The organism is Fibrobacter sp. UWB12 (genome assembly GCF_900142485.1).
In the GTDB taxonomy this organism is placed as follows: Bacteria; Fibrobacterota; Fibrobacteria; order Fibrobacterales; family Fibrobacteraceae; genus Fibrobacter.
This window is the reverse complement of the sequence record NZ_FRAZ01000001.1, coordinates 387,741-413,765: the sequence shown is the minus strand read 5'-3', so window position 1 is coordinate 413,765 and position 26,025 is coordinate 387,741. Positions and strand designations below refer to the sequence as shown.

Below are 26,025 nucleotides of genomic sequence, written 5' to 3'. Positions count from 1 at the left end.
TAAATTTCGGCATTATTTTTGTTTTCCGCTTCTAGCAGACTTTTTAATAGCGGAAGTAGTTGCCTTTGGGCAAGTTTCGCAAGTCCGACTGGTCACGCACATTCTGCACCTTCTGGCCAAGCGCATTGACCGTGATACCGCTAGCTCGCGGCTTAGTCACAATTTTTTTCGAAGCAAGCGAAACAGGTCCCTGCTGTTTTTCGCGGACAGCCTTGCAACCCGTACGGTAAACGTCCTTCATGTCAAAGGCAATCATGTCCACATTCGGGCCGCCATCAGCTGTCGCCGACTGCAGAACCACCTTGAAGTCCAAGGCATCCACCCAGACATTGTCGATATAGACCGTGTCCCATTTGTCCCAGCTGCCTGTCGGCGGAAACACAACATCGTAAGTGCCGTTATCGACTGTAACTTTCATATCGCGGTTTGCATTCCCCGCAAACGAATAGCGGATCATCACACGGGCATGTTCTGCCGACTGGTCCGACGTTACCATGTACGTAGCCTTGCTGTAAGCGGAATTATCAAGATTGAAGAATCCACCGCCGGTATAGCTTTCATGGTTCTTTTCGGTCCAGCCATCACCAAATTCTGGTTCAGCCATATCAATCACAGAGGGCCAAGCATCCGTTCCTGCATCAAGCGAGCAAAGGGTTTCATCAAGCTCCTTGACTTCAACTTCACCGCTGGAACTGCTCGAATCGCCACCAGGACCGTCTTCATAGGAATCTTCCGAAGCATGAGAAATCGGCGTGCAAGCGGCACCGCCCTTGAACATCGCCGTGTATGTGATGTCACGGGCCTTCGTCTTGAAGCCGTAATAAATCATGTTCTTCGAAAGTTCATTGCAATCGTCATCGACCCACTTTTCAAACGTTTGGCCATTAGGCGTCACGCGAAGCGTCATCGGGGAACCCGCCGGGAAATACTGCGTCTGCGTAATGAGGCCGTTGTAATTCGAGAGGTTCGTCTTGACCTTGATGGTATAGCGCTTCTTAATCGCCGACACAAGCGTCGTAAGAGCAGTCTTAGCATCGGCAGAAAGGTTCGTGTTGGACTTGAGATTATCTGCAAGTTCTTCGCAAATCATCTGAGCGTGCCCCATGGAACCCATTTCCTGGAAGTGAGTCGTTCCATCGTTCACACCATCGGGATAATTTGGATATTCACCCTTTTCCAGTTTCTTATATAGGTAACGAGTCACATAATCGCCCATGCCTTTGTACGTATTGTTATACGTATTGTACGACTTCATGTTCAAATCGACAAACGGAATCTTATTGTTCTTCGCAACGGTCTGCATCATACCACGAGCATCGTAATTGTTACTCCCCGTCGAAAATACGTTGCGGCTACCGTTCAAGTTCATCGGCGAAACGAGAATGACATTTGCGCCCTTCGCCTTACCCGCATCTACATACTTCTGGATGTAGCCTGAAAATTGCGATGGTTCCACATAGCGGGCAGCCTTGCTGTAGTCACGGTCGTTGTGTCCGAACTGCACAAAGAGGTAATCGCCCTTTTGGAGTTTACCCTTGACTTCGTCAAGACGGCCTTCTTCGATAAACGTTCTGGAGCTGCGACCGCCAATAGCGTAATTGTTCACTTTGACACGAGATGCATCAAAGAAGTAGCCGAGAACTTGGCCCCAGCCTGTTTGCGGATAAACGTTATCCTTGTAGGTTTGGACCGTCGAATCGCCAACGACATAAATCGAAAAGCTGGTGGAATCGCTCACGGCAACACCGGTGAACACAGCAGCAGCAAGGAGATACTTTAGTATAGGTTTCATAATACGGTTCCTCCCCCCATTGCTATTTCACCTTCGCCCATGTTGTAGCGTAATTGGTTTTACCTTGGCGAACCATCACTCGGTAGAGGCCATTTGCACGCACGATAGAAGACAAATCCATCACGCCAGCCGAGGCGACCTTACGCATCACCATGCGACCGCTCATATCGAATACGCTTACTTCGGCACGATCCGTCAGCGAGAGCAAATCACCGCGAAGTTTCAAGCCAGCTTCGGTTTTAACAGTTTGCAATTTCGTTGTTTGGCAATCGACGCCCACGCGACAAACGCCATCCAAGCTAAAGCCAAACGCATCAAGGTTCGGAGCACCATCAGACGTAATCGACATGAACTTGAGTTCTGCTTCGCCCTGCGGCACGTTCAAAACAACATAAGCAGTATCCCACTTGTCCCAGCCACCTGTCGGAGGAGCACTCAGATAGTAGTCATGGTCAAGATAAGCGTTGAACATGCGGTCTGAGGAGCCGCCATTGGCGTAGCGAACCGCAAGCGTCACGTAACCTGCGCCAGGGAACTTCATATTGAAAGCGGCAAACGAAGCGTTCGTGTTATCCAAGTTGTAGTAACCATCGCCCGTAAATCCGGACCATTCGTCTTGAGTCCAACCGATTCCGGCATCATCCGGTTTAGCGGCATCAAAGAACTTCTTGATGTCCTTATCCACCTTGAGAGTTGTATCTTTCGGGCCATCAATCGGCGTAAACGGTTCGAACGTCACGTCATCAAGGCTCTTCGGAGTCGTGGTCGGGAAAGCGGTCAAAGCCTTGCCATCGCCTTCGTACTTCTGAGCGGTACCGCCTTCGTAAACTGCAGTGTACTGCGTTGCGGCATCACCCATGACAAACGTATGGATATACGGAGACTTCACATTGGAACGGCTCGGAGCTCCAACCTTGTTGCCTTTACCATCATACCAACCGAGGAACTTCTTGCCGGACTTCGGGATGGTCTTAAGCATCACGGTCATGCCCTTCGGGTAGTAGGCGCTAATGGATGTCGCTTCGGCAGCGCCTTCCGGGCTCACCTTGACGTCAACCTGATACATGGGGGCCATGTAGTCACCAAGCTTTTTTACAATCGGGTCCTTGTGGGCGCGCATCTGTTCGGTGATGATACGGCCAAAAGCGTTTGCACCGTTCATCTGCAGATGCACAGCGTCCGTCTGGTCGCCGCCAAGATTGCTGTATTCAGACTTGCTCGCATAATTGAAGACATACTGTTCAGCATAGCGTTCACCCACAGAAATCATGTAGTTCGCGACCATTTCGCTCATGTCGATAAACGGCACGTTGAGCTCTTCGGAAAGCTTTTGGTTCAGCGCCGGATAGCCACGATAGCTGTTATGAATCTGCGTCGGAGAATCGTAATACTTACGACGAATCGGACTCATGATAATCGGATAAGCGCCTTTCGCACGGACATCGCTCACAAGCTTTTTCATATTGGAGGCAAAGAATTCCTCTGTACTGTAGTTCACGTCGTTGATGCCGAACTGGACAACCACATAGTCGCCTGCCTGGAGTTTATCCGCAATGCAGTTGCCCGCACTGCAGCCTTTCCTAAAGAACATATCGTAGTAGCCGACTGCGGTATTGCCCTTTTTGTCTTTACCACCGCCACCAAGCGACATGCCTCCCTGGCCACGATTCACCACCACAGCCTTGTTCACATCGAACCAGTAATGAAAATCCTGGCCCTGTCCCTGCTTGGGGTAATAACCTTCGGCCCAATCTTGCATGGTGGAGTCACCACACATATAAATAGTGACCTTAGCCATCGCAATCGGTGCGGCCAACATAGAAGCCGTAACAACCCCTTGCCAAACTTTGCTAAACATTCCCATTTTCAAACCCCTTACTTCAAAGCGTTGTGCTTGGATTTCGAGATTACATGGCCATTCAGCTTCACAACCATCATGTAGGCACCACGCGGGAGCATTTCACGATCAAACATGACCTTAGACGTTCCGGCAGTTACGTTGCGGGAAATTCCGCTAACAAGCTTACCCGTCATATCGTAAGCGTAAATTTCTGCAAGCCCGGCTTCACGAGTCTTGAGAATTCCCGTCACCGGATTGTAGACATTCGGCATAAACATCTGCGGAGCAATCGACACAGGCTTATCGAGAACCTGCGTTCCGTCATAAAGTTCTACACCATCGATACCAAACGTGAACATATCAACATTCGGGCCACCATCGCTCGTCATCGACGTAAGCTTGAGCGTATTGACGCCAGCCTTCAGCTTCACATCTACAGAGGCCTCTTTATACGTTGTCCATCCTGTAGCCGGGAAACTAACCGTACCTGCCGACTTGCCATTCACGCTAACAGCCATGCTACGATCAGCATTTCCACCATTGGCGTAACGGATTATCAAAGTCGTCTTAGCCTCGGTCTTCGAGAAGATTTCCCAAACACCATAGCTAGAAAGTGTGTTATCAAAATTGAAGTAACCGTTCTTGAGGAACCCTTCGTTTGTTTTTTCGGTCCACCCCACACCATCCTTCGGCGTAGAAGCATCGAGCATAGACAAACCGTCGTTCACAACCGGAGTCGTATCGACCGGCACTACGACATTTTCACCGACCACGTAAATATCCGGCTGCTTGAGAGATTTCGCCATATCGGGCAAGAAGTATCCCGGATGCGGTGGTTGGTTGTAAGCTGTATTTTCGGAAGCGACTGCCGTGCGGTAGGTGGCGTCGTGCATCAGCGTGTAAAGACGATACGGAGATGTCACCGGAGTCGAGACAATGTACATCGTGGTCGGGTCCTTTTCGCTACGCACCACCAGTTCTTCGCGCCAGTCGCCGAAGAGATCTGCCACGAGGCTCGGCGTATTCTTGGTGCCATTGCAACCCGTCACGCCAAGCGCGGCAGGGCCATCAAAGTAAACTTCTGCCTTGATATCCTTAGAATTGAACTTGGTCACGTAGGCGCCATCCAAGAGTTCATCCTGCAGGTCACCGTCAAAATAAATGCGGAAATTCTGCGAAACAGCCGGAGAACCGATTCTTTCGTGCTTTACAGTAAACATTCCACCGCCCTTCGCAGACCACATTTCGTAACCGCGATGGGTCGAATCTACGTCAGCAGCCATGCCACGGCCGTTGTCTACGCCAGGGTTCGGCTGAGGCGTTCCCCAAATAATCGTGCCATCGTTTGCACGAAGTTCATCAGTATATTTGGCATCCTTGTGTTCGTGCACGTCCCAAGATTCAAGCCCCGGACGGTCCGGATCCATATCGGCAATATGGTGGGCATCGCCATGACCAAGGCCAGTGCGGTAACGCAGGGTGCCATCGTGGTTCAAGGCTGCAGCACCGAAAAACACTTCATCATAACCATCGCCATCGAGGTCAGCCGCCTGAAGACTGTGGTTACCCTGTTCATAAAGACCCTTGCCAGGATCTTCGGACTTATGCAACCAGCGGAGTTTCAAGTCTTTTCCATCAAAATCGTAAGCAGCCACATACGCAGAGCTATAGTAACCACGGGCGAAAATAGCACTCGGATGTACGCCATCCAGATAACCCGTCGCCGCCAAGTAGCGTTCGCAGCGGTTGCCGTAGTTGTCCCCCCACTTGCCTTTAGCCTGCGGAGAAGAATGGCTCAAGATGTTTCGGCTGGGTGTATATTCGATTGTCGTAATAGCAGCACCATCAGTGCCACGGAACACCGTCAGATATTCAGGCCCCTTGAGGATAATTCCGTTACCATCGCGATAATCCGCAGACTTGTCACCAATCACCTTGCCTGTTCCGTCGATTGTTCCGTCGGCGGTTTTCACGATCATTTCGGCCTTGCCGTCGCCATCGTAGTCAAATACCTGGAACTGCGTGTAGTGTGCACCGGCACGAATATTCTTGCCGAGGTCGATACGCCACAAGCGCTTGCCGTCGAGCTTGTAAGCATCAATGAACACCGTGCCCGTGTAACCCGTTTGCGAGTTATCGTGAGCATTGCTCGGATCCCACTTCAAAATCAATTCATATTCGCCGTCACCATCGAGGTCGGCTGCACTCATGTCGTTCGGAGTGTACGTGCAAGTTTCGCCATTCGGCATTTTCTGACTTGCAGGAACTTCTAGTTTAATCGCCTTATACGGGAAAGATTTACCGCTGTTCGAAACCGTTTTATCTAAAACGAGCGACAAACCAACCTGAGATTGCTCCTTGCCATCGACAACGGCAGCCACCGTGTACTTGGAGGTAGCTGTGCCAGCAGCATCAAGGTAGCTCGTGCCGGCAGACTTGCCAATCGAGGCAAGTTTCTTGCCATCGCGATAGAGAACGAATTCCGTCGCTGGGTCATCGGTGCCAAGCAAGCGCCAGCTGACAAGCATACCCTTGCCCACATTTGATGCGACTAGGCCGCGCGTCAAGTTTTCCATTTGACGCGGTGCAGCAAAAGACGGAACAGACAAGCCCGCAGCCAACAACGAACTTGCCAAAATAGCTTTGATATTACGGTTATATCCCATATACAACGCTCCTAACGGTATAAAAACCAAACTCTTGTTTCTTTCAAATATAATCTCTTTTAAATAAAAAGTCCACATTTTTTAGTATATTTTAATCTTTCAATCCGCAATTCACTGAAAAAAGTCCACAAACTTATTTTATTAATTGTCCACATTAATAGACCTATTCCAAGGAAATTTTGACCACCAAAGTACGTTTTTTCGTAAAAAATTGAATGGATGGGCATTATAGGGGCTCCTAAGTCATTCCTTTAACTATATTTAACGGCGAGTATGCCGCATTGGTGGGAAAATTTTTCGTGGGAATGGTTGTTCGATAACATCGCAGCCCGGTCCCCCACATTTGTGAAAGTCATGGTTGTCACGGGTAAGTCGTTCCTGTATTATCACGGAATGACTCGTGCGGCGTCTTTGACCTATACGACGCTAGTGGCAGTCGTCCCCCTGCTTATCATGCTCACATCTATTTCGCTTGCAGTTGGGTTCGGTAATTTCATTTCGGACTACCTCCCCATCGTCATCGAAATGCTCAATTTGGACTGGCCGACCGAGCAAATTATGGATCTTGTGGAAAATGCCGAGCATATTCCCATCAGAAAACTCGGGTTTATCGGTGCCGGTGGTCTTTTTGTCACGTTCATCCTCGCATTTGGGAGCCTCGAAACGAACTTCAACGTAGTCTGGGAAAACAAGACTTCAAGAACATTGGTGCGCCAAATTAAGGTATACACACCATTTTTGCTCATCGGAGCGATTGTCGTCGGGATGTTCGCCGGGTTCGTGAACCACGTGCAAAACGTACTCTCAGTTATTATTGTCGACGGTTTCCATTTTTCGCCAGAAGTCATCAAGGCAATCATTACGGCATTCTGGTATTCCGCGTTCCACATTGCGGTCCTCCTCGTCATTTTCATTATGCTTTACTTGCTGCCCGCACGCCCCGCAGGACACAAGCCCTACACCCGCAAAAAACTGTTCCTGGCATCGATGCTTTCGACCTTGATTTCTTGGCTGGCCATCAATATTTACGTGAAAATTTTGATGCTCATCCAAACCGCGATGGTCACGCGCATGTCCATTTTCTACGGGTCTCTAGCTTTTATTCCACTATTCCTCTTCCTGCTATTTGGTGTTTGGTCTATCATTTTGTGCGGCAACAGTCTCGTGTGGACAATTTGCCACTGGCCAGCAGTCAGCACAAAGAGCTGGAGATGGGAAGGTCAATCGGAGGATTTATAATGAAAACAAAACTTTTGACATCTCTCCTCATGGCGTTTTCGCTCGCCGTAAGTTCCCACGCAGAACTCCAAGGCTCCAAGGATTACGAACCGGGCAAGGTCGAATCGTCTGAATGGAGCGCACTTTTGGGCGTTAGTGGCGGCAACTCCCTGATTGCCCGCGACGGTACAATTTTCATGAACCTCCGCGTCGGTGTCGTGTTGAACCCGCACATTAGCCTGGGCGCATACTTTTCCACCATCCTCAGCGACGTGAAAAACCCGAAGGTCCGCCACCCGCAAATGCTCGACTACCATTCTTACGGCATTTTCGCTGAACCGGTCGTTTTCCGCAGCGGACTTTTCTCGATTTCGCTCCCGGTGAGCATCGGTGGCGGCAGCGTGAATTTCTTGAACAAGGGCGACGAAGACGGCTTCAAGTCTGACGATGCATTCTTTACCTCGGACTTTTCGGCACAGTTCAACTTCCGCGTAACCAAATTGCTTGAAGTTTCTGTAGGCGGTGGCTACAGGCTGTTTGCAGGTATCGAAGAAAACAATCTCAAGAACAAGGATTTCCGCACGCCGTTCGGCGAACTGAGATTCACGTTTAAGGAATAAGCGCGAAGCACGAAATCGAAGGATCTAGTGAAATTAGAAACGCCCGGCAGAAGTGAACTGCACGGGCTTTTCGTTTTTTTAGAGGCTAGTGGACTCCTACGGAGTCCCTCGCTGTTAATCCTTCAAGCAACGAACACTAAACCCGAGGAACTTGTAGTTGCCGTTCAGGAATGCATTGTCATCGTTGCCGTTCAAGGACATGCTGATTGCGCGGTTGTTATCTTTCTCAGTAGAACTCCAGAAGTACGTTTTGGAACCCTCGAGGTCGTAATCTCCACGGACGAACCTGTAGCCAGCCGACAACGCCGAGAACCCGAAATCATCCGTGCCATTACCATTCCAACTAGATGTGGACTTGAGCACCTTGCCCGCGGTCGATACTCCACCGACTGCAATAAGCATTGTTTCCCACTCGGTATTACTCGGCAGGTGCCAGCCCTTGGGGCATACACCGCGAACAGGGTCCGTTGGCGAGCACCTCGTAAGATCACCACAGTCTTTGCCGTTTGTGCTCCATGCGCCCACGCTGTCCATGGCAGCACTCCACAGATAAAGCCGTCCATATTTTTCGCAATTCTCAGCAGAACTCTCATAGCAGAAACTGTTTGCCGTTTTGTAGTTCAGGTTCTGAGCCATCCAAGTCTGAGTGCCGATGGTCACCGTCTTGTACGTCTGACCATCGCGGGAGTCGGTGAGATTCACGGTCGAGCCAAGAATAACAACACTGCTAGAGGATGTCATCTTGACACTGCTGCTAGATTTAGACGATTTTTCATCATCATTCGAATTGTTCGCCGAAGTTGACGAATCATCACCGCAAGCAATAAGAAATAACGAAAGCAAAAAAGGAACAAGCAATTTCATGACCGACACCTTTCAATAAACATTTTAGAATAATTTTCTTTATTCTAAATATAGCATTTTCACACTCACGAACCTCTAAAATTTGCTTTGGGCGACCATATTAGTTATCTTTTAAACGATGCTTGATTACATTTCGATTCGCGGTTGCAGATTCCATAATTTAAAAAATGTCAACGCCCAGTTTCCGCTGGGGAAAATTACGGTTGTATGCGGACCGTCGGGTTGCGGAAAATCGACGCTCGTGATGGACACGCTCCATGGAGAAAGCAAGCGGCGTTACCTTGAAACGCTCTCGCCTTTTGCAGCCGATATGCTCGGAGGCAAGCGAAGCATTCCGCTCGACAGCGCCGAAGGACTCCCAGCAAGTTTAGCGATTGCCGCTACGCGTGGAGAAGCACCTGCAAAAGCATCAGCTCTTTCGATTGCTGAATGCGATAACGCCTTGCGTACATTGTTCGCCGCATTCGCAAAGCCTGCCTGCCCGATTTGCGGTGCTCCAATGGTAAGCCAGAGCCGCGAAGAGATTATCCGCGAAATTGCGGGAATGCCCGTTGGGACAAAGCTACAGTTCTTGGCAAAGATAGAAACGGAAAATACGGAAAAGGCGCCCCCAGAACAAGTCCGGGGTGACATTAATGCCGGCGGGAATGACAATAAGAAAGCGCAGGGCAAGAGTCGCACGACTTTGGATAAGCTTTCGGCGGTATTTTTAGCACAAGGTTTTACGCGTGCGATTGCCGATGGCACCATGTATTCGCTTGCAGACTTGCTCCCCGGCGAAAAAGTCCTGACGCCCAAAGAATTTTTCATCATCGTCGACAGAATCATCGTCCGCGAAAACACGCGCACGCGAATCGCCGAAGCTGTTGACGGGACGTTAAAGCTTACGCATTCTGCAATTACGCTTGACATTGCTGGCGAACGCAAATTTTACAGCACAAAGCCGCGCTGCCCGAACGCAAATGACGAGCAGCACCAATCGCAAATATCCAGCGAAACCGTTGCCAACTTAGATGCACGCGCATTCTCGCCTTACAACCGCACAAGCGTCTGCGAATACTGCGACGGCACAGGAATCATTCAGGAAGTTTTTGCAACCAAAGAAAAAGGAAATAGCCGCAAAAACCGCGCCGAAAACGATGTTGAAAGCAATGAGGACGAAAACGTAGAATGTCCACATTGCCACGGTCTCCGCCTCAAAAAAACGTACTTGAACGCAACCATTGACGAAGTCAGTTACAAGCAAATTCTCACTACGGAATTTGCAGAATTGCCCAGAATTTTGCACCAAATTTTCGATGGAAAAATCGGGCAAAATTTAAAGGCGACATTCAATTCGCTTCTCGACCGCATCGAGGCGATTAACGATTTGGGCATTGGCTACCTCACGCCAGGGCGCGCGGGGCAAACGCTTTCGGGCGGCGAATTGCAAAGGCTCAAGCTCGCAAGCCTCAGCACCGGGCACTTGAACGGTCTTTTGATTGCGCTTGACGAACCCGCCAGCGGCCTGCATGCAAGCGATGTCACCGCACTTTGGAATGTCCTCGAGAAGATTCGCAAGCGCGGCAATACGCTCGTACTCATTGAACACAATCCGCAAATCATCAAGCGAGCCGACTACATCATTGAAATGGGGCCAGGCGCAGGTGAAAAAGGAGGCGAAATTTTATTCCAAGGCACTCGCGACGAAGTGCTTGAAAATCCGGGATCGCCCACGGGAAAATGGTTAAATGAATTAGGAATTAGGAAGTCGGAATTAGGAATCGAAAAACTTCATTGCGAGGAGCAAAGCGACGCGGCAATCCATAAAACCAAAGAAGACACAGCAATTCTCGTCAACAATTTCGCAAAGTTCGATATGGCGCCGGTGAATGCCGCATTCCCCATCAACAAATTCAGCGTGATTACAGGCCAGAGCGGCAGCGGAAAATCGACACTCCTTTTTGAAAACATCGCCAAACGCGCAAAAGCAGAAGAATTCAAAAAGCTCGGCATCGACGCTCTTTCGATTCTCACGACCGGAGATTTTCACGGAAGCAAACGCAGCACCGTCTTGAGCGCCATCGGCCTCACCACACTATTACGCGACTTGTTCGCCAAACTTCCCGAAAGCAAAGTACGTGGCTACACCGCCTCCAAATTCAGCATGCACGCCCCCGGTGGCCGTTGCGAGAACTGCAAAGGAGAAGGCGTCATTTACGATCCGCTCGGCTACGAAGAATCCGAATGCCCCGTGTGCCTCGGCAAGCGCTTCCGTGATGAAGTTTTGGAAATCCGATTCAAGTCGCTTTCCATCGCCGACATTTTGGACATGGAAATCGGCAGTGCATACAAGCTATTCACGAACATGAAGCCGTTCGCCGAAAAGCTCAAACCGCTTGTAGACACAGGCCTTGACTACTTGAAACTCGGACAAACGACAGCACACCTCTCCGGTGGCGAACGCGCTCGACTCCGCCTCTCCATTACACTCGCGCGAGCCAAAGCGCCGAACACGCTATTTCTCTTTGACGAACCCGCCCGCGGTCTCCATCAAAAAGATATTCAGCAATTACTCGGCCTCATTCACGGGCTTTGCAATGCCGGCCACACCGTCATTGCTATTGAACATGCACAAGACTTCGTCGACGCCGCGGATTATGTGGTGGAACTGAAGCGGAAATAAAAATATCTTTCTGTAATTCAAAAATTATATTTTAGATGTACCGCACGGGACGTTGCAAGGAGGATATATGAACATTCGCAAATACTGGAAAAGGATTTTGTTTTCGGCCACAGCTCTATTTTGGGCTAGTTGCGGCGGAGACAGCGAAAATTCACCATTCATTCCATACAACAACGGAAACGAAACGCCATCCAGCAGCTCCGCCGAGAATACAACAAGCAGTTCTGTAAACAACATTGCTAGCAGTGCAGAAATTCAGGAAAGCAGCTCTAGCGAAGCACCATCAAGCAATTCCGAAACTCTTTCCAGTAGTTCTATCGCGCAATCTTCCAGCAGTTTCAACGCAACACTTACACACAAACTCGCAAGCGACACAACAGTAAAGTGTTATGGAGAACAAATGGGATACCACAAACCCGATTGTTTTTTACCTGGGAACAACTCTTATAAAAATAAATTGACCATCGTATCCGATCTTAAAGACCTCTTGGAAAACAACAAGACAAGAACCCTAGAAGAACTCAACGCCCTTGAAGATTCATTAGAAGCAATACATGAATTTGAAGATGCTCCCGTTTACGGCGTTTCTTATTGCGTCAGATACACATGGTTGATCCCCTACCATTGCTCAGATGGAAACCAATACTCCGTACACATACCCGATGACAATCCAACAATTGTGGAACACAATACTCTCCCTGCAGACGAATACATGCAAGAAGACAACACCATATATTCATGGAAAGAATACAAAGAAAAATTTCTCAGTTCTAGCAGTGAATCGTCCAGTAGTTCAACCGTTCCTTCACCCCTCTGCACAAAAAACAATTTTGCCAACATTTTTGATATACAAAAGACTTTCAATAAAACAAGAACAGACCTTACAGATAGCACCATAAGCACCTTAAGTGAAGAAGAGCTTAACGCGAAAAAGAACTGTCTAAACAAAATCTGGCCATTGGAACTACGCAGTTCTATCGCCACCAAACAAATTTGCGACGGTGACACAATAGTGAATCCGCGTTATCAGGCAAAGCTCGACTCCAACACAGAGTATATACAAAAGCAAATTGACGAATGTATGAAAGAGGAATAGCACATGAAAAAGACCGCACTTTCGATTCTAGCATTCGCAGCATTTTGCTCCGCATGGGCAGCACCTTTGTTTATCGGATATTACCCGGATTGGGGCAAATGGCACAAGCCCGCCTACACTGTAGATAAAGTTCCGTACAACAAATTAACGCATGTGCTGTGGAGTTTCATTACGCCAAACACGGATGGCTCTTTGCGTGGCGATGCCGCAGACAACCCGAGCGCTTTAGACGAAATGGTAAAGCTCGCCCACGCTGCCGGCACAAAGGTCATCGTCTCGCTCGGCGGTGGCGGACAAAGCGAAAATTTTGTACCCGTTGCATCGAACGATGCACTCCGCCAAAAATTCGTTGCCAATCTTGTAAAATACGTCGCAGACCACAACCTCGACGGCCTAGATATGGACTGGGAATGGGAATACAATCCCGTCCCCGAGGCAGACACTATCGCCTACAGCAAATTGCTCACAGAGCTACGCGAAGCCCTCCCCAAAGACAAAAGCCTTTCGGCAGCTCTCCCCTGCTCGCCCTATTACGGGAAATGGTTCACAGCCGAAGTCCTCGTGAAAAACTTGGACTGGCTCGGTTTTATGACCTACGACATCACCGGCGACTGGGACGAAAAAGCCATGTTCGATTCACCGCTCTACCCGCACGATGGTTACACCACATGGTCGTGGGAAGAAACACGCGACTATTGGAAAAAGCGCGGCGTGCCTACCGAAAAAATGGTCTTCGGAATTCCCTCGTTCGGTTTTGAATTCAAAGGCGCCACAGGTCCCGGCACAGATTTTACCAAAGGTTCCGCCAAGCAAGTACCGTATAAGGATATTGTTACAAACGCAGAATGGAAATTCCATTTCGACAGCGTTTCTGTAGAACCCTACGGCGTATCGTCCAACGGCTACGTCACCTTCGAAGACCCGCATTCTTCCGCCGTAAAATCGCGTTGGGTCAAGGAGAATGGTTACGCCGGCATCATGGTCTGGGAAGTTTCGCACGACTACATCGAAGGCGTCGGGAATCCGATTCTCGATAGCATTGCTGTTGTATTGCACGAAGGAACTACAGGAATCCGCGAATTTCACAAAAAGCGCTCGGTTTCTCAGCAAGACGCGTCACGAAAGCCAAATGCACAAATCAAGCGCGTGGATGCCCTCGGAAAAAGCGTACAAAACGCAAGCCACGAAAGACGTTTAAAAAACAAGTTTATTTTTAGAGTAGAACCGTAAATATTCCTTTCCCCTTGCCAAATATCTTTTACTTTAGTATAATTTGATAACGGTTATCAAATTTCGAGATAAGCATGGGCGTTATTAAATACAAAACAAAACAGCAGGAACTTCTCCTTTCCTGCTTCAAAGCGATGCAGGGCCGCCATTTTACCGCAGAAGATGTGTCGGCTTATTTCCAAAAAAAGAACATTTCTATCGGCATTGCGACGATTTATCGCCAAATTGAAAAGTTTGTGGCGATGGGCGTTGTTCAAAAGTATTTCCTTGGCGAACAAAATGCCGCCTGCTTCCAATACATGGGCGAAGAATGCCACAAAGAAGTATCGCATTTTCACCTGAAGTGCGAAAAATGCGGCACGCTCATCCATCTCGAATGTCACGATCTTGAACAGCTGAGTTCGCACCTGATGGCAGAACATGGTTTTGCACTTGATCCATTCCGCACTGTTTTTTACGGACTTTGTGAGAACTGTCGCCTAGCGGGCTAACAACATAACTACATAATTTTTAACAAAGGATTCTTATGAAAAAGAATAAGAAACCGGTGGTACTCATCACCGGGTATTTGGGGTCGGGTAAAACCACACTTTTGAACAATCTTCTCAAGCAAGAAAAGAGAAAAGTCGCCTTAATCGTGAACGATATGGGGAGCATCAATGTCGATGCCGAAATCTTGAAAAAGAACGGTTCGAACGTCACCGAATGCCCGATGTTCGAATTGCAAAACGGATGCATTTGCTGCACGTTGCGCGATGAATTCATTGAACATGTTGAAAAGATTTCCAACCTCGATTCCATTGAAGTCGTATTTGTCGAAGCTTCCGGCATCAGCGATCCCGGAGCCGTCAGCGCGAGTTTCCTTGCTTACGAAGAAGACAATCCAAATACGAATGTTTACTTAACGTCCATTGTCACAGTTGTCGATGGCGACAGAATTTATCGTGAATTTCTTAGCGAATTGAAACAGAAAAAAGAAGAACGAGACTCTCTCGCCGAAAAATACGACTTGAGCGATGAAGAAATTTCGACACTGATTGTAGACCAGATTGAATTCTGCAATTTCATCATTTTGAACAAGTGCGATTTGCTCAGCGCAGACCAGCTCAAGGAAGTGGAATCTATCGTTCGCGATTTCCAGCCTCGCGCTCCGATTATCCATTCCGTCAACGGCGATATCGACATCGAAAAAATCATGACGACAAAGCCGTTCAACTATGATCAAATTGATTCCTCTTCGGCCATCCAGAAGGCTACCGCAACATTAACCCAGCCAGGTCGCAAAAGCAATGGTTGCGTTGACGAATACGGAATCACATCGTTCGTTTTCGAAGCCAGGCGCCCGTTCAACAGAACCCGCTTTATGAAATTTGTCAACAACAGATACCCGTCACAGCTCATCCGTTCCAAGGGTTACATCTGGTTTTCAGACGCCAGCAAGGACGTGCAGCTTTTCGAACAGGCAGGTCGTAATTCCTCGATTTTGCCCGTTTCGTACTGGATTGATGCTCTGCGCGAAGACGTTAAGCAATCGTACATCGCCGAAAATCCAGAAATCAAAGAAAACTGGGACACTCAATTTGGCGACCGCGAAAACCAAGTCGTGTTTATCGGAAAAGGCTACAACAAGGACGACATCATTGTCGAGCTTGAAAAATGCCTTGATGAAAGAGCGTTTGCTTAAACATAATACAGAATATTTGCATAACCGCAAAAAACGAGCTGAAATAGCATAGGGACCGCAAGGTCCCTTTTACGTTTTAGAAAAACTCTTCAAAAGCCTTAGCGTTTGCGTAAAGGTCTTTACCGCGCCAGTCAAAAAGCCCTGCGCCCCAGGCACCGCCAATTGTCGGTTCCCAGAAGAATGTTCCAATCCAGCGGTTCATTTTGCGGACGGATTCACGAGTCTTTTGGCGGGATTTGTCGAAATTGTAGTGGTTATCGGAATCACCACCATTGTATTCCGCAACGATAAATTCCAAATTTGAATACTTTGTTGTAATCGTATTGAACAAATTACTCCACTTATCGGGAGTACCGTCGCCGTAAGCGGTGTAAGCAGAGAAGCCCATCACATCGGCGGGGATTTTATAATCGTCAAAGATGACGCCCATCCACCATTTTACCGTTTCTGCCTGGCGGATACGTTCAATGTGAAGCACCGTTTTCGTTGTCGGTGAGACTTCTTTAACAGCCTTGATGCCAGCATTGAAATACTTGGCGGCATTTGCCTTGCCTGCGGCAGTTCCCATATCGCCATTGACGGAAGTCGCCGCCTTATCGACGCCATTTCCCCAGCAGTCCGTTTTGCTGTTTGGCTTGTGGATCAAGATGCCAGGAGTCGTTTCATTGCCAACTTGCACCATGTCTGGCGTTGCCCCCGCATTCTTGAGAGCAAGCATCAAGTCCTTGGTGTATGCGTAAACGGAATCCGCCATTGCATTGGCATTATTCACGCCGCGCCAGCGTTCGGGAATAATTTGTTTACCAGGATCCGCCCACACATCGCTGTAATGGATATCCACGAGAAGCCCCATGCCAGCCGCTTTGACTTTCTTGGCAAAAGCAACAACGTGGTCTTTGTCACCATACGCTTCGGCATCGTGACTGCAGCCGTTTGCCGCATAGCCGTACTTTGCCTTAGGCGATACAAACGTGCGCAAGCGAATGGAGTTGAATCCGTGATTTTTTAGGATGGTAAAGATATCGCTTTCCTTGCCATCGACATCGTAAAACTTTGTATTATTTCGTTCGTATTCTTGAACTTCGGAAATATCCGCACCGTTGTAAAAGTCAATTTTTATAGGTTGTGCAGAAGATGAACTAGGTGTTTCCGAAGAAGAACTCGGTGTTTCAGAAGAAGAATTAGATGTTTGCGATGAAGAAGATACTGCCGATGACGATTCTATTGAAGAGGAGGATTGCAATGCATAGGATGATGACGAATTAGAATCACTCGAAATCGCGTCACCATTTTGACTTGAAGATTCAACACCCGCCGACAAAGATGTTTCCGAAGACGAGGAGTCACCATTTTGGCTAGAGGACGATAAATTTTCAACAGACGACGAGGATTCTTGTTCGCCGATAGAAAAGTTCGACGATTCTTGAGCTGAAGATGATTCTAACGATTCCTGCGCAGACGAAGAACTTAAAGCATAAACAGGCGACGAAGCCGTATCGTCACCACAAGATTGCATTAGCAAAGCAACAGAAGCGCAAGACACGCACGCCGCAAGATTTTTCAAAAACTTCATACCAACCCAATCCTATTAAAGGAGATTTCCGCTCAGAGGCGGGAATGACATACATAAAAATACATCTTAATCGTTAATCCTCAAAATTTAAAATTGTAAAATTCCCGCATAAAAATTAAATTTCAAGCATGTTCAACGCGGATTTACTCATTTCGGCAAAAGTTCAGGATTTCATCAAGCTTGCAACCAAGAAAAAAATGGATGCATTGCAAGTTTCGACGCAACTTGCCAAAGAATTCAGCAACGAAGAACGCGCCGCCATTATGGATTACATGGCGCTCGTGCCGAAATTCCGCGAAAAATTCGGCATCGAAAATACCGCATTCCTCCTTTGCGATAAATTAGCTTTGGAACAGAGTACCGCCCAAGATATCGGTCGTTGGAAATCGACACTCTGGGAACGAGCTCGCCAAGCGAACAAGAACATCAACAGCGAAACCGCTCCTACCGTTCACGACTTGTGCTGTGGCATGGGAGGCGATTCCTTCTACTTGCCCAATGACTTTTTGACCATCGGTGTGGACCTCGACAAAAACCGCCTTGAAATGTACCGCTACAACAGCAAGGTCATGCGAGATTCGGACGACCACACCATCCTCGCCGATGTCCGCGAAGTTGCCAAGCAAAACGATTCCGAATGTGCGACACCCGCCCGCCTCAAAGCCGACTACTTCACAATTGACCCTGCACGCCGAGCGATTGAAGGTGAGAACCAGCGCGACCTGCGCAACCTCACACCCACATTCGAAGAAGTCATCGAGATTTCAAAGCATTACAAGGGCGGCATGGCAAAAATCCCACCCGGCTACCCCATTTGCGAAATTCCGCAAGGCACAGAAATCTTGTACATCGGTTCCCGCACGGACTGCCGCGAATGCTTAGTGCTATTCGGCGAACTCGCCCAGAATCCAAACCATGTGCGCGCCGTGATGGTCGATAAAATAGGGAACGAAATCGCCAGCTGGGCGTTCGCCCGCGACGAAAAACGCGAAGCTCGCAACGAGAGCGAACAATCGCAATACGACCACAATTACGAACTCGAAGGCCGCGACCGCATTTACCGCACATCGAGCAGCGAATCCGATTTGCCGCTTGGGGGCATTTCAAAGTTCATTGCGGAACCCGCCCCCGTGCTGCTCCGCAGCCATCTCTTTGGAGTGGTCGCCCTCGCTCACGACGAAACGACGCACCTGATTTCGCCGGGCATTGCATACGTGACTAGCGAAAAACCGCTCCCCTCACCTGCCTTCGCCAACTACGAGATTTTGGAATCGTCTGAGATATCCACAGGCGCTGTCCGCGCCATGCTCAAATCGCACGACATCGGAAAACTCACGCTCAAGCTCCGAGGCGTCAAAGTAGACCCCGACCAAGAAATCAAGCGACTCAAGCCGAAAGGCAAGAACAGCGCAACGCTATTCTACACACGCCTCGACGGCGAGAAAATCGCAATACTCGCAAAGAGGCACGAGGTATGAGCACGCTCGTGAACACTCGCTTTGAGGCAGTTCCTAACCACTAACCACTTTTTACCAACCACTTACCTATGTCCGTCAAACTTGAACAATCCTGGCTGAACTTGCTCGCCGACCAGTTCGAACAGCCATATTTTAAGCAAATTAAGGCAAAACTTTTGCAAGAACACGCGGAGCACCACGTGGTTTACCCTCCCGGACCGCAGATTTTTGCCGCCCTCGACTATTGCCCCGTTGATAAAGTCAAGGCTGTCATCATCGGGCAAGACCCCTACCACAATCCGGGTCAGGCTCACGGGCTTTGCTTCTCGGTGCCATTTGGCATTGAACCGCCGCCGTCCCTCATCAACATTTTCCAGGAACTCCACGACGATCTCGGCATCACGCCGCCGCCCCATGGCAATTTGGAAGGCTGGGCTCACCAGGGAATTTTGCTTTTAAACGCATCACTCACGGTGCGCGCCCACATGGCCGCAAGCCACGCCGGCATTGGCTGGCAACAGTTTACGGACACAATTATCCAGCGCCTTTCGCAAGTCCGCGAGAACCTCGTCTTTTTGCTTTGGGGCAGTTTCGCCATCAAAAAGCAAGTGCTCATCGCGCCAAACCGTGGTCACCTCATCCTTACCGCCCCGCACCCGAGCCCGCTCTCAGCATACCGCGGATTCTTTGGCTGCAAGCACTTCAGCAAGGCAAACGCTTACCTTGTCAGCAAAGGACTTGAACCCATTGATTGGAGCATTAAATAGACGACAAATGCGTAGGGCGAGAGTCGCGCCCATGCTTGCATGGGCATGACCGTGTCCAGCATTTGGGATTAGAGCGAAGCGATAATCCAAAGAATACAGACGAGAGACGACAAATGCGAAAGCCGAGAGTCGCGACAAAACTTGTTTTGGCATGACCGTGTCCAGCATTTGGGATTAGAGCAAAGCGATAATCCAAAGAAAAATTAGCAGGAGAATCATATGGCAAAGAACTGCAATGAAGAAAAGCACAACGAAGAAAACCGCAATAAAGTCATCATCAAGACTAGCGTTGTCGGGATTGTCACCAACGTCATTCTCGCGAGCGTCAAGGCGGTTATCGGCCTTATGGCAAACTCCATTGCCGTCGTTCTCGATGCCGTGAACAACCTCTCGGACGCACTCTCGTCCATCATCACGATTGTCGGCAACAAGCTCTCGCGAAAATTGCCCAACGAAAAGCACCCGCTCGGTTACGGTCGCATTGAATACCTGACCGCCATGGTCATCGCGTCCATCGTGATTTACGCGGGCATCACCTCTTGCGTTGAATCGGTCAAAAAAATCATCCACCCCGAAGATGCCGACTACTCCACCGTTTCGCTGATTATCATCGCCATCGCCGTGGTCGTGAAAGTCGTCCTCGGTCGTTACGTAAAATCGCAAGGAGAACGCGTAAATTCCGGTTCGCTCATCGCCTCCGGTTCCGACGCGCTCTTCGACGCCATCCTCTCCCTTTCAGTTCTCGCCTCGGCACTCATCTTCATTTTCACAGGACTCTCGCTCGAAGCCTACGTCGGCGTTCTGATTTCCATTTTCATCGTCAAAGCGGGCTTTGAAATGTTGAAGGACACCGTCAGCGACTTGCTCGGCAAGAAAAATGACAACGAACTCACCAAGCAAATCAAGAGCCTCATCCGCAGCGAAGAAGGCGTCCACGGTGCATACGACCTCGTCATTAACGATTACGGTCCTGAAAAGAAACTCGCCTCCGTGCACGTGGAACTCCCCGACTCCATGACTGTCGCCGACCTGGATTCCCTCACCCGCAAACTCGAAAAGAAAGTCTACCGCGAAACAGGCGTCATCCTCACCGCTATCGGCGTTTACTCTTACAACACCCAAAACGACGAATCCGCCAAAATCCGCGACACGATTTTAGACAAAGTCAAGTCACACGATTGGGCACTCCAGATGCACGGTTTTTACGTAGATATCGAAGCCAAAGAAATGCGCTTTGACGTGGTCATTAAATTCGGCGTGAACGCCCAGGAAGCCCTCGATACAATCAAGAGCGAAGCGGCGCTGCTCTACCCCGATTACAAAATACAGGTTTCACCCGATATCGATTTGGGATAACCCAACAACCGCGTTCCCCATCATTCTACGCGCCGTTTTCGCACGCAGCGGATATAAAATTTCTTGTTTTCGATTGCATAATCGTGACTGAACTTTTCGCCATCGAATAAAATGGCGTAGAGACGGTTTTCGTCATCGTAACTCCACCAGCCCGTAATCATACCAAATCCCTTATATCCATTATCTACATAGCCCGCCGGATATATCGTAAAGCCGACATCCTTATTCTCTTTAAAATCAAGGAACCAATCATCCTTCGAGCGAAGGTAAGCGCCATCCAAGCCGAAGCGGCCAAACAAAGTCACCCAATCGCTCCTTCGCGGCAACCGCCAGTCCGCAGGGCAAGCCTCACGGGCATTTTCACCGTAAAGCCGCCCATGATTTTCGCAATGCATCTTTTTATTTTCGTAACACTCCTCACCCGGCATACTCCTATAAATATTTTGAGAAGACCTCTCCATCGAATCGATAATTATCGTTTTAAAATGCACCCCGGTAAGAGAATCCTTGTAGTACCCCAACTGCACAAGATTCAATTTTGCATAACCTAATCCATGCCAATTGTTATCGTCGCATTGGTACATGTAGCGATTGAAGCCGGTCATGATCTTTTTACCATTCATGCCAAACGTACACGGAATCATGTGCCTCAAATTCAAGACAACCGTGTCCGCCGAAAATTCCAGAGAATCCTGCAAAAATTCAAGCGAATCAGCTACTTTTTTCAACGTTCTATTTTCACATCGATAGAGAGCGTTGTCTTCAAAACCTATATAATTGCGGCCCTTAAGGCAATCCGTTTTATTCTTTGAAACATAGGCGGTTCCCGTAAAAAACATTTTATCCAAAAAAGACTTTGCTTCTAATTTCTCGTCTTTTTTGCAAGCCACGGATTTTCTTCCATCATACGCAAATTCACTATAAATCTTGCGGTCTTGTACATACGCAACTGAATATTCCTTCATATACCCCACATGGTAAGAAGATGTCCAATATTTATAATTCGGAATATCTGCGGTACGAACAATATAATTTTTCCACTCCAATTTATCCGATAAATGATAGCCCGCCGGGCATGAATTCAACGCATCGCCCCAACTATACGAACCATTAAGGAATATCCAATCCGCCGGAGCATTTACTTTCGGTTGTTCATCCTTGGCGTTTTCCCGATTTTCTTGACTGCAAGCCAACAGCAAAAAGACAAATACGATCATCAGTTTTTTCATTTTCACTCCAGTTCGACTTGATATTGTCCATCAACTTTTTTCACATTCAAAACGTTATAAACGGGTTCTTTCCGTTCGTCAATCTGAATCCGGCAACGGCCTGTTCCGCTCAATACAAATGTACCTGAAACATTTTTAGAATCACTAGATTCAACTTTCACAAAATTACATTTCGGTTTAAAACGTTGTTCGTTCGTGAGCAGAACCGCTTTGCGACCTTTATACGGAAACGGCAATCTTTCCGCATACATAAAATCGCACCGATCCGCTTCGCATTTTTTTACAAATAGCGGAAAAGGCAATTCAAAAAATGTGAATTCAGATTCATACGATTCATCAGTTTCATGATTATGTTCTAGCGTAATGTTCCAGCGGCCCATCGTTTTGTTCGCAATAGCCAAATACATCCGTTCACGAAGATTGGAATCCTTGACAGAAACTGGACACACGCCCGTTTTCTTGGGCTTCAACGCAACAGTCACGGAATCAATTCCATCAACAGGTTCAACCTTCAAAAAATCACAGCCGGAACGTATCAAGCCTGGTTCGTACTGCCGAGCCATATTCCCGTAACGGAACGGAGCGTTGTACCGCCCCTTCGGAATATCACGTCCAAACCGTTTCTTGACATTTTCGATGAACTCGTCTTCGGAATCGCAGCCATAATCAAACGGAAACATTTCGACGCCGCGAACGCCCGCCATGCATTTTTTGGAATCGCAGCTAAAAACCTGCAACGAATAAGCTGGAGAACGCACCCAAGCCGCGTAAGAGCCGCACGCCGCAAACGACGAGCTAAAAGAAATCAATACCAGCAAAGCAAAAGCAACATTCATAACCTAATAGCCTCAATAAATCACATTACAAGTTATTCTACAAAATTTTCGTTCCTCTCGAAAGGCAAACTAAAGAAAAATGACCATTGATAACAACCAACAACTAACGACCATTGACCAATGACTAATAACTAAAATACTATATTTGCGGCATGACTCACAAGAACTCATTGGCACGTGTCGTCCTTTTCATTTTTGTCGGCCTTATTTTAGGCGGCATCATGAGCGAAGCTCTCGGAGCTTTGTTTGGCGAACTCGGAGTCCTCTTGAACGCCGGTGGCTACGATAACAGCGTTCACCACATTTTTACGGCGGCAGCCGATTACAGTATCGGTTTTTCTGGCGATACACCGCAGCCCGTCGTCATTGATTTGTACCTTGTCAAATTTGCACTTGGATTCGGCATCAAAGTGAACTTTTTAAGTGCTATTGGCATGTTCATCGCCCTTTACATTATGAAATGGTCCGGAGAAAGATAATGCAGACTATTCAGGAACTTCAGGCTCAGCTTGCTAACGGCAGCACTACTGCCGAAAAGCTCGCACAAGCTTCCCTTGAAAAAATTGAATCGACTAAGAATTTAAACGCCTATATTTCGGTGCTTAACGAACGTGCACTCGAACGTGCCAAGGAAAGCGACAAGCGCCGCGCCGAAGGCAAGTCTCTGGGCGCCCTCGATGGCATCCCGGTTGCCGTGAAGGACAACATGTGCTTGACCGGCACACGCACCACGGCCGCTTCCAAGATTCTCGACAACTTTGTTGCCCCGTACACTGCAACGGCACTCGAAAAGCTCGAAGCCGCAGGCGCCATCATCGTCGGCAAGACGAACATGGACGAATTCGCCATGGGTTCCAGCAACGAAACCTCTTACTACGGCCCGGTCAAGAATCCGCTCGACGAATCCCGCGTTCCGGGTGGTTCCTCGGGTGGTTCCGCAGTCGCCGTTGCCTCTGGCACGGTTCCTTGCGCTCTCGGTTCTGACACGGGTGGATCTATCCGCCAGCCGGCAGCCTGCACGGGCGTTGTCGGTTTGAAGCCGACTTATGGTCGCGTTTCCCGTTACGGCCTCCTCGCCTACGCAAGCTCTCTCGACCAGATTGGTCCGTTTGGCTCTACCGTTCGCGATTGCGCAACGCTCCTTGGAGCAATCTGCGGCATTGACCCGCACGACAACACCACCAGCACTCGCCCGACCGAAGACTTTACCGCAAAGCTCGGCACAGGCGTTAAGGGCAAGGTCATCGGCGTTCCGAAGGAATACTTTGGCGAAGGCCTCGATGCAGAATGCAAGGCCGCCATCGAAAACATGCTTAAGAAGATGGAAGCCGAAGGCGCCACGATCAAGGAAGTGAGCCTCCCGCACATCAGCTACGCTGTGTCCAGCTACTACATCATCGCAACGGCAGAAGCTAGCTCCAACCTCAGCCGCTACGACGGCGTGCGTTACGGCTACCGCAGTCCCGAAGCCCGCAAACTCTTCGACCTTTATGCCAAGTCCCGCAGCGAAGGTTTCGGCAAGGAAGTGCAACGCCGCATCCTCCTCGGAAGCTACGTTCTCTCCGCCGGTTTCTATGACGCTTACTACGTGCAGGCCCAGAAGGTTCGCCGCCTCATTACGGACGACTTCACCGAAGCCTTCAAGACTTGCGACGTGATTGCAAGCCCGACGATGCCGGGTCTCCCGCTCAAGTGCGGCATGAACGAATCTGATCCGATGGCAGTTTACCTCTCCGACATCTACACCGTTAGCTTGAACCTCGCCGGTCTCCCGGGCGTGAGCGTTCCGTGCGGTATGGCAGGCGGACTCCCGGTTGGCCTCCAGTGGATTGGCAAGCCGTTCCAGGAAGCGGACTTGCTCGCAGTCGCCGAAGCAACCGAACGTTTGAACAAGTAAAAAAAGCGCGGCTTTAAAAGCCGCGACTTTCGCAAAAAACGACGCCCACCAAGGCGCCGTTTTTGTTTTTTGCAAGCATCGGAGATGCGCTGCAACATCCTATTTCTTTCGGTGTTCGTACAGATAAAGGTTCGCTTCCGGCACCGCCAAATCAGAACCCTTTAAAATCCATTCGTCATCGGTACCGCTACGATAAGTGACGACTACACTGTAACTTTTTTCTGATTGCAGAACTTCCTTCGGAACAGTCCAGAAGTTTTCCGTCCCGACGACAAATTCAAGCGGATAAGTCTTGTCGCCATCTACCTCGTTGAACACGATTTTGCGGACAGCATCTTTCGGGTTACGAACCTGAATAATGCTCCAGTACGTGCTAGCGCCTTCCTTAACCCAGATGGACGTGGAATCGCCCCACACGCCTTCAACACCTTCGCAGCTCACGAATTCCCATTCGCCGTAATAACGGCCGACCTGGATTCCCATGATGTCACTAGCGGGCGCACCGCCCAAATCCACACCACAGTTTGCATCCGGGCAACGGTCCGTAATGCGCACAGTCACCTCTTTCCAGCCATCCGGCGTCTTCGCCTTCACGTGAACGCAGCCGCCACATGCCATGCCACCATCCCACGGGCCCTTATCATCCCCCGGAGAAACATTCACATGGATTGCCGCATAATACTGGATATTCGTCTGTCCGTAATTGCAGGCGCCACCGAGACTCGTCTCTTTAGCAGTGATGCTCCCGTAAGTTGTCACGGAACCCTTGCCGCCATTTTCTACAAGCGTCGGGTCTGCCGCCGTATAGCTATCGCAGTTCGTGCAAACACCGCTATCCGACGATTCCGCAGGCTTCTCGGAAGAAGACGATTCTGCGGCCTTCTCGGCACTAGAGCTTGATGATTGCGTGACCTTTTCAGAAGAAGATTCCGCGGACTTTTCCGAGCTCGAGCTTTCGGACTTCACCGACGATGAACTTGCGTTTTTTTGGGCAGAGCTGCTCAATGGCTTCGCGGATTCTTGAGAAGACGAAGATTCAGCCAGCATCTCAGAAGAAGAGGAGCCCTCACCCACCGCAACCGGCGAGCCATCAGACGAATCACCGCACGCCACAAGCGCAAACGGCACCGCAAACGAACCTGCGAGCACAGCCGCCAACAACCAACTCGAACGTGACCTTTTATTCATAAAAAACGCTACCTTGCAGTCATGCCCGCGAAAGCGGGCATCTCCTT

Annotated in this window: 20 protein-coding genes; 12 read left to right on the top strand and 8 right to left on the bottom strand. The window is 49.1% G+C overall.

What is annotated here, in order from left to right:
• Positions 1-43: 43 nt before the first annotated feature.
• Genes BUA34_RS01640 through BUA34_RS01630 form a run of 3 tightly spaced genes read right to left on the bottom strand, consistent with a single transcriptional unit; the run spans position 44 to position 6,298 of the window.
• Complete coding sequence (locus BUA34_RS01640; RefSeq protein WP_072826990.1) at positions 44-1,792, bottom strand: GDSL-type esterase/lipase family protein; 1,749 nt, start codon at positions 1,790-1,792, stop codon at positions 44-46.
• 22 nt (positions 1,793-1,814) lie between these two features.
• A complete protein-coding gene (locus BUA34_RS01635; RefSeq protein WP_072826989.1) occupies positions 1,815-3,656 on the bottom strand; it encodes a GDSL-type esterase/lipase family protein in 1,842 nt (613 codons plus the stop codon).
• Positions 3,657-3,667: 11 nt separating this feature from the next.
• The gene (locus BUA34_RS01630; RefSeq protein ID WP_072826988.1) at positions 3,668-6,298 is read right to left on the bottom strand and encodes a rhamnogalacturonan lyase family protein; all 2,631 of its coding nucleotides are present in this window, start codon (positions 6,296-6,298) and stop codon (positions 3,668-3,670) included.
• A 273-nt stretch (positions 6,299-6,571) separates the two neighbouring features.
• Here BUA34_RS01630 and BUA34_RS01625 point away from each other — a divergent pair, with 273 nt between their 5' ends.
• A complete protein-coding gene (locus BUA34_RS01625; protein ID WP_072826987.1) occupies positions 6,572-7,537 on the top strand; it encodes a YihY/virulence factor BrkB family protein in 966 nt (321 codons plus the stop codon).
• Complete coding sequence (locus BUA34_RS01620; RefSeq protein WP_072826986.1) at positions 7,537-8,136, top strand: hypothetical protein; 600 nt, start codon at positions 7,537-7,539, stop codon at positions 8,134-8,136. The genes BUA34_RS01625 and BUA34_RS01620 overlap by 1 nt, the downstream gene beginning before the upstream one ends.
• Before the next feature lie 114 nt (positions 8,137-8,250).
• Here the strand turns inward: BUA34_RS01620 and BUA34_RS01615 are convergent, their stop codons facing one another.
• A complete protein-coding gene (locus tag BUA34_RS01615; protein ID WP_072826985.1) occupies positions 8,251-9,000 on the bottom strand; it encodes a fibrobacter succinogenes major paralogous domain-containing protein in 750 nt (249 codons plus the stop codon).
• A 118-nt stretch (positions 9,001-9,118) separates the two neighbouring features.
• Here BUA34_RS01615 and BUA34_RS01610 point away from each other — a divergent pair, with 118 nt between their 5' ends.
• The 5 genes from BUA34_RS01610 (at position 9,119) to BUA34_RS01595 (ending at position 15,675) form a co-directional block, all read left to right on the top strand.
• The gene (locus BUA34_RS01610) at positions 9,119-11,665 is read left to right on the top strand and encodes an excinuclease ABC subunit UvrA (RefSeq protein WP_072826984.1); all 2,547 of its coding nucleotides are present in this window, start codon (positions 9,119-9,121) and stop codon (positions 11,663-11,665) included.
• 67 nt (positions 11,666-11,732) lie between these two features.
• Positions 11,733-12,761, top strand: a complete 1,029-nt coding sequence (locus BUA34_RS15670; protein ID WP_139255849.1) for a hypothetical protein — start codon at positions 11,733-11,735, stop codon at positions 12,759-12,761.
• A 3-nt stretch (positions 12,762-12,764) separates the two neighbouring features.
• A complete protein-coding gene (locus tag BUA34_RS01605; RefSeq protein WP_254794274.1) occupies positions 12,765-13,991 on the top strand; it encodes a glycoside hydrolase family 18 protein in 1,227 nt (408 codons plus the stop codon).
• 74 nt (positions 13,992-14,065) lie between these two features.
• Positions 14,066-14,482, top strand: coding sequence for a Fur family transcriptional regulator (locus tag BUA34_RS01600; protein ID WP_072826983.1), 417 nt, complete (start codon positions 14,066-14,068; stop codon positions 14,480-14,482).
• A gap of 35 nt (positions 14,483-14,517) precedes the next feature.
• Complete coding sequence (locus BUA34_RS01595) at positions 14,518-15,675, top strand: CobW family GTP-binding protein (protein WP_072826982.1); 1,158 nt, start codon at positions 14,518-14,520, stop codon at positions 15,673-15,675.
• Between the two features lie 76 nt (positions 15,676-15,751).
• Here BUA34_RS01595 and BUA34_RS01590 read toward each other — a convergent pair whose 3' ends face one another.
• The gene (locus tag BUA34_RS01590) at positions 15,752-17,248 is read right to left on the bottom strand and encodes a glycosyl hydrolase 53 family protein (protein WP_072826981.1); all 1,497 of its coding nucleotides are present in this window, start codon (positions 17,246-17,248) and stop codon (positions 15,752-15,754) included.
• 128 nt (positions 17,249-17,376) lie between these two features.
• On the opposite strand from BUA34_RS01590, the gene BUA34_RS01585 reads away from it, so the two are divergent.
• From BUA34_RS01585 to BUA34_RS01575, 3 genes are all read left to right on the top strand, one after another.
• Positions 17,377-18,726: a THUMP-like domain-containing protein gene (locus tag BUA34_RS01585; RefSeq protein WP_072826980.1), complete on the top strand. Its 1,350-nt coding sequence runs from the start codon at positions 17,377-17,379 to the stop codon at positions 18,724-18,726.
• Between the two features lie 68 nt (positions 18,727-18,794).
• A complete protein-coding gene (gene ung / locus BUA34_RS01580) occupies positions 18,795-19,472 on the top strand; it encodes a uracil-DNA glycosylase (protein ID WP_072826979.1) in 678 nt (225 codons plus the stop codon).
• A 219-nt stretch (positions 19,473-19,691) separates the two neighbouring features.
• Positions 19,692-20,828 (top strand): cation diffusion facilitator family transporter, encoded by a 1,137-nt coding sequence (locus tag BUA34_RS01575; RefSeq protein ID WP_072826978.1) that lies wholly within the window; start codon positions 19,692-19,694, stop codon positions 20,826-20,828.
• A gap of 20 nt (positions 20,829-20,848) precedes the next feature.
• On the opposite strand, the gene BUA34_RS01570 is transcribed toward BUA34_RS01575, so the two are convergent.
• Both BUA34_RS01570 and BUA34_RS01565 read right to left on the bottom strand, forming a co-directional pair.
• On the bottom strand, positions 20,849-22,057 hold the full coding sequence (locus BUA34_RS01570) for an FISUMP domain-containing protein (protein WP_072826977.1): 1,209 nt from the start codon (positions 22,055-22,057) through the stop codon (positions 20,849-20,851).
• A gap of 2 nt (positions 22,058-22,059) precedes the next feature.
• Positions 22,060-22,893 (bottom strand): hypothetical protein, encoded by an 834-nt coding sequence (locus BUA34_RS01565; RefSeq protein ID WP_072826976.1) that lies wholly within the window; start codon positions 22,891-22,893, stop codon positions 22,060-22,062.
• Positions 22,894-23,114: 221 nt separating this feature from the next.
• Here BUA34_RS01565 and BUA34_RS01560 point away from each other — a divergent pair, with 221 nt between their 5' ends.
• Entirely contained in the window at positions 23,115-23,372 is a 258-nt protein-coding gene (locus BUA34_RS01560) for a DUF4321 domain-containing protein (RefSeq protein WP_254794273.1), read from the top strand.
• Positions 23,372-24,790, top strand: a complete 1,419-nt coding sequence (gene gatA / locus BUA34_RS01555) for an Asp-tRNA(Asn)/Glu-tRNA(Gln) amidotransferase subunit GatA (protein ID WP_072826974.1) — start codon at positions 23,372-23,374, stop codon at positions 24,788-24,790. Before BUA34_RS01560 ends, gatA begins: the two co-directional genes overlap by 1 nt.
• A 99-nt stretch (positions 24,791-24,889) precedes the next feature.
• Here the strand turns inward: gatA and BUA34_RS01550 are convergent, their stop codons facing one another.
• Positions 24,890-25,978: an expansin family protein gene (locus BUA34_RS01550; RefSeq protein ID WP_072826973.1), complete on the bottom strand. Its 1,089-nt coding sequence runs from the start codon at positions 25,976-25,978 to the stop codon at positions 24,890-24,892.
• Positions 25,979-26,025: the final 47 nt, after the last annotated feature.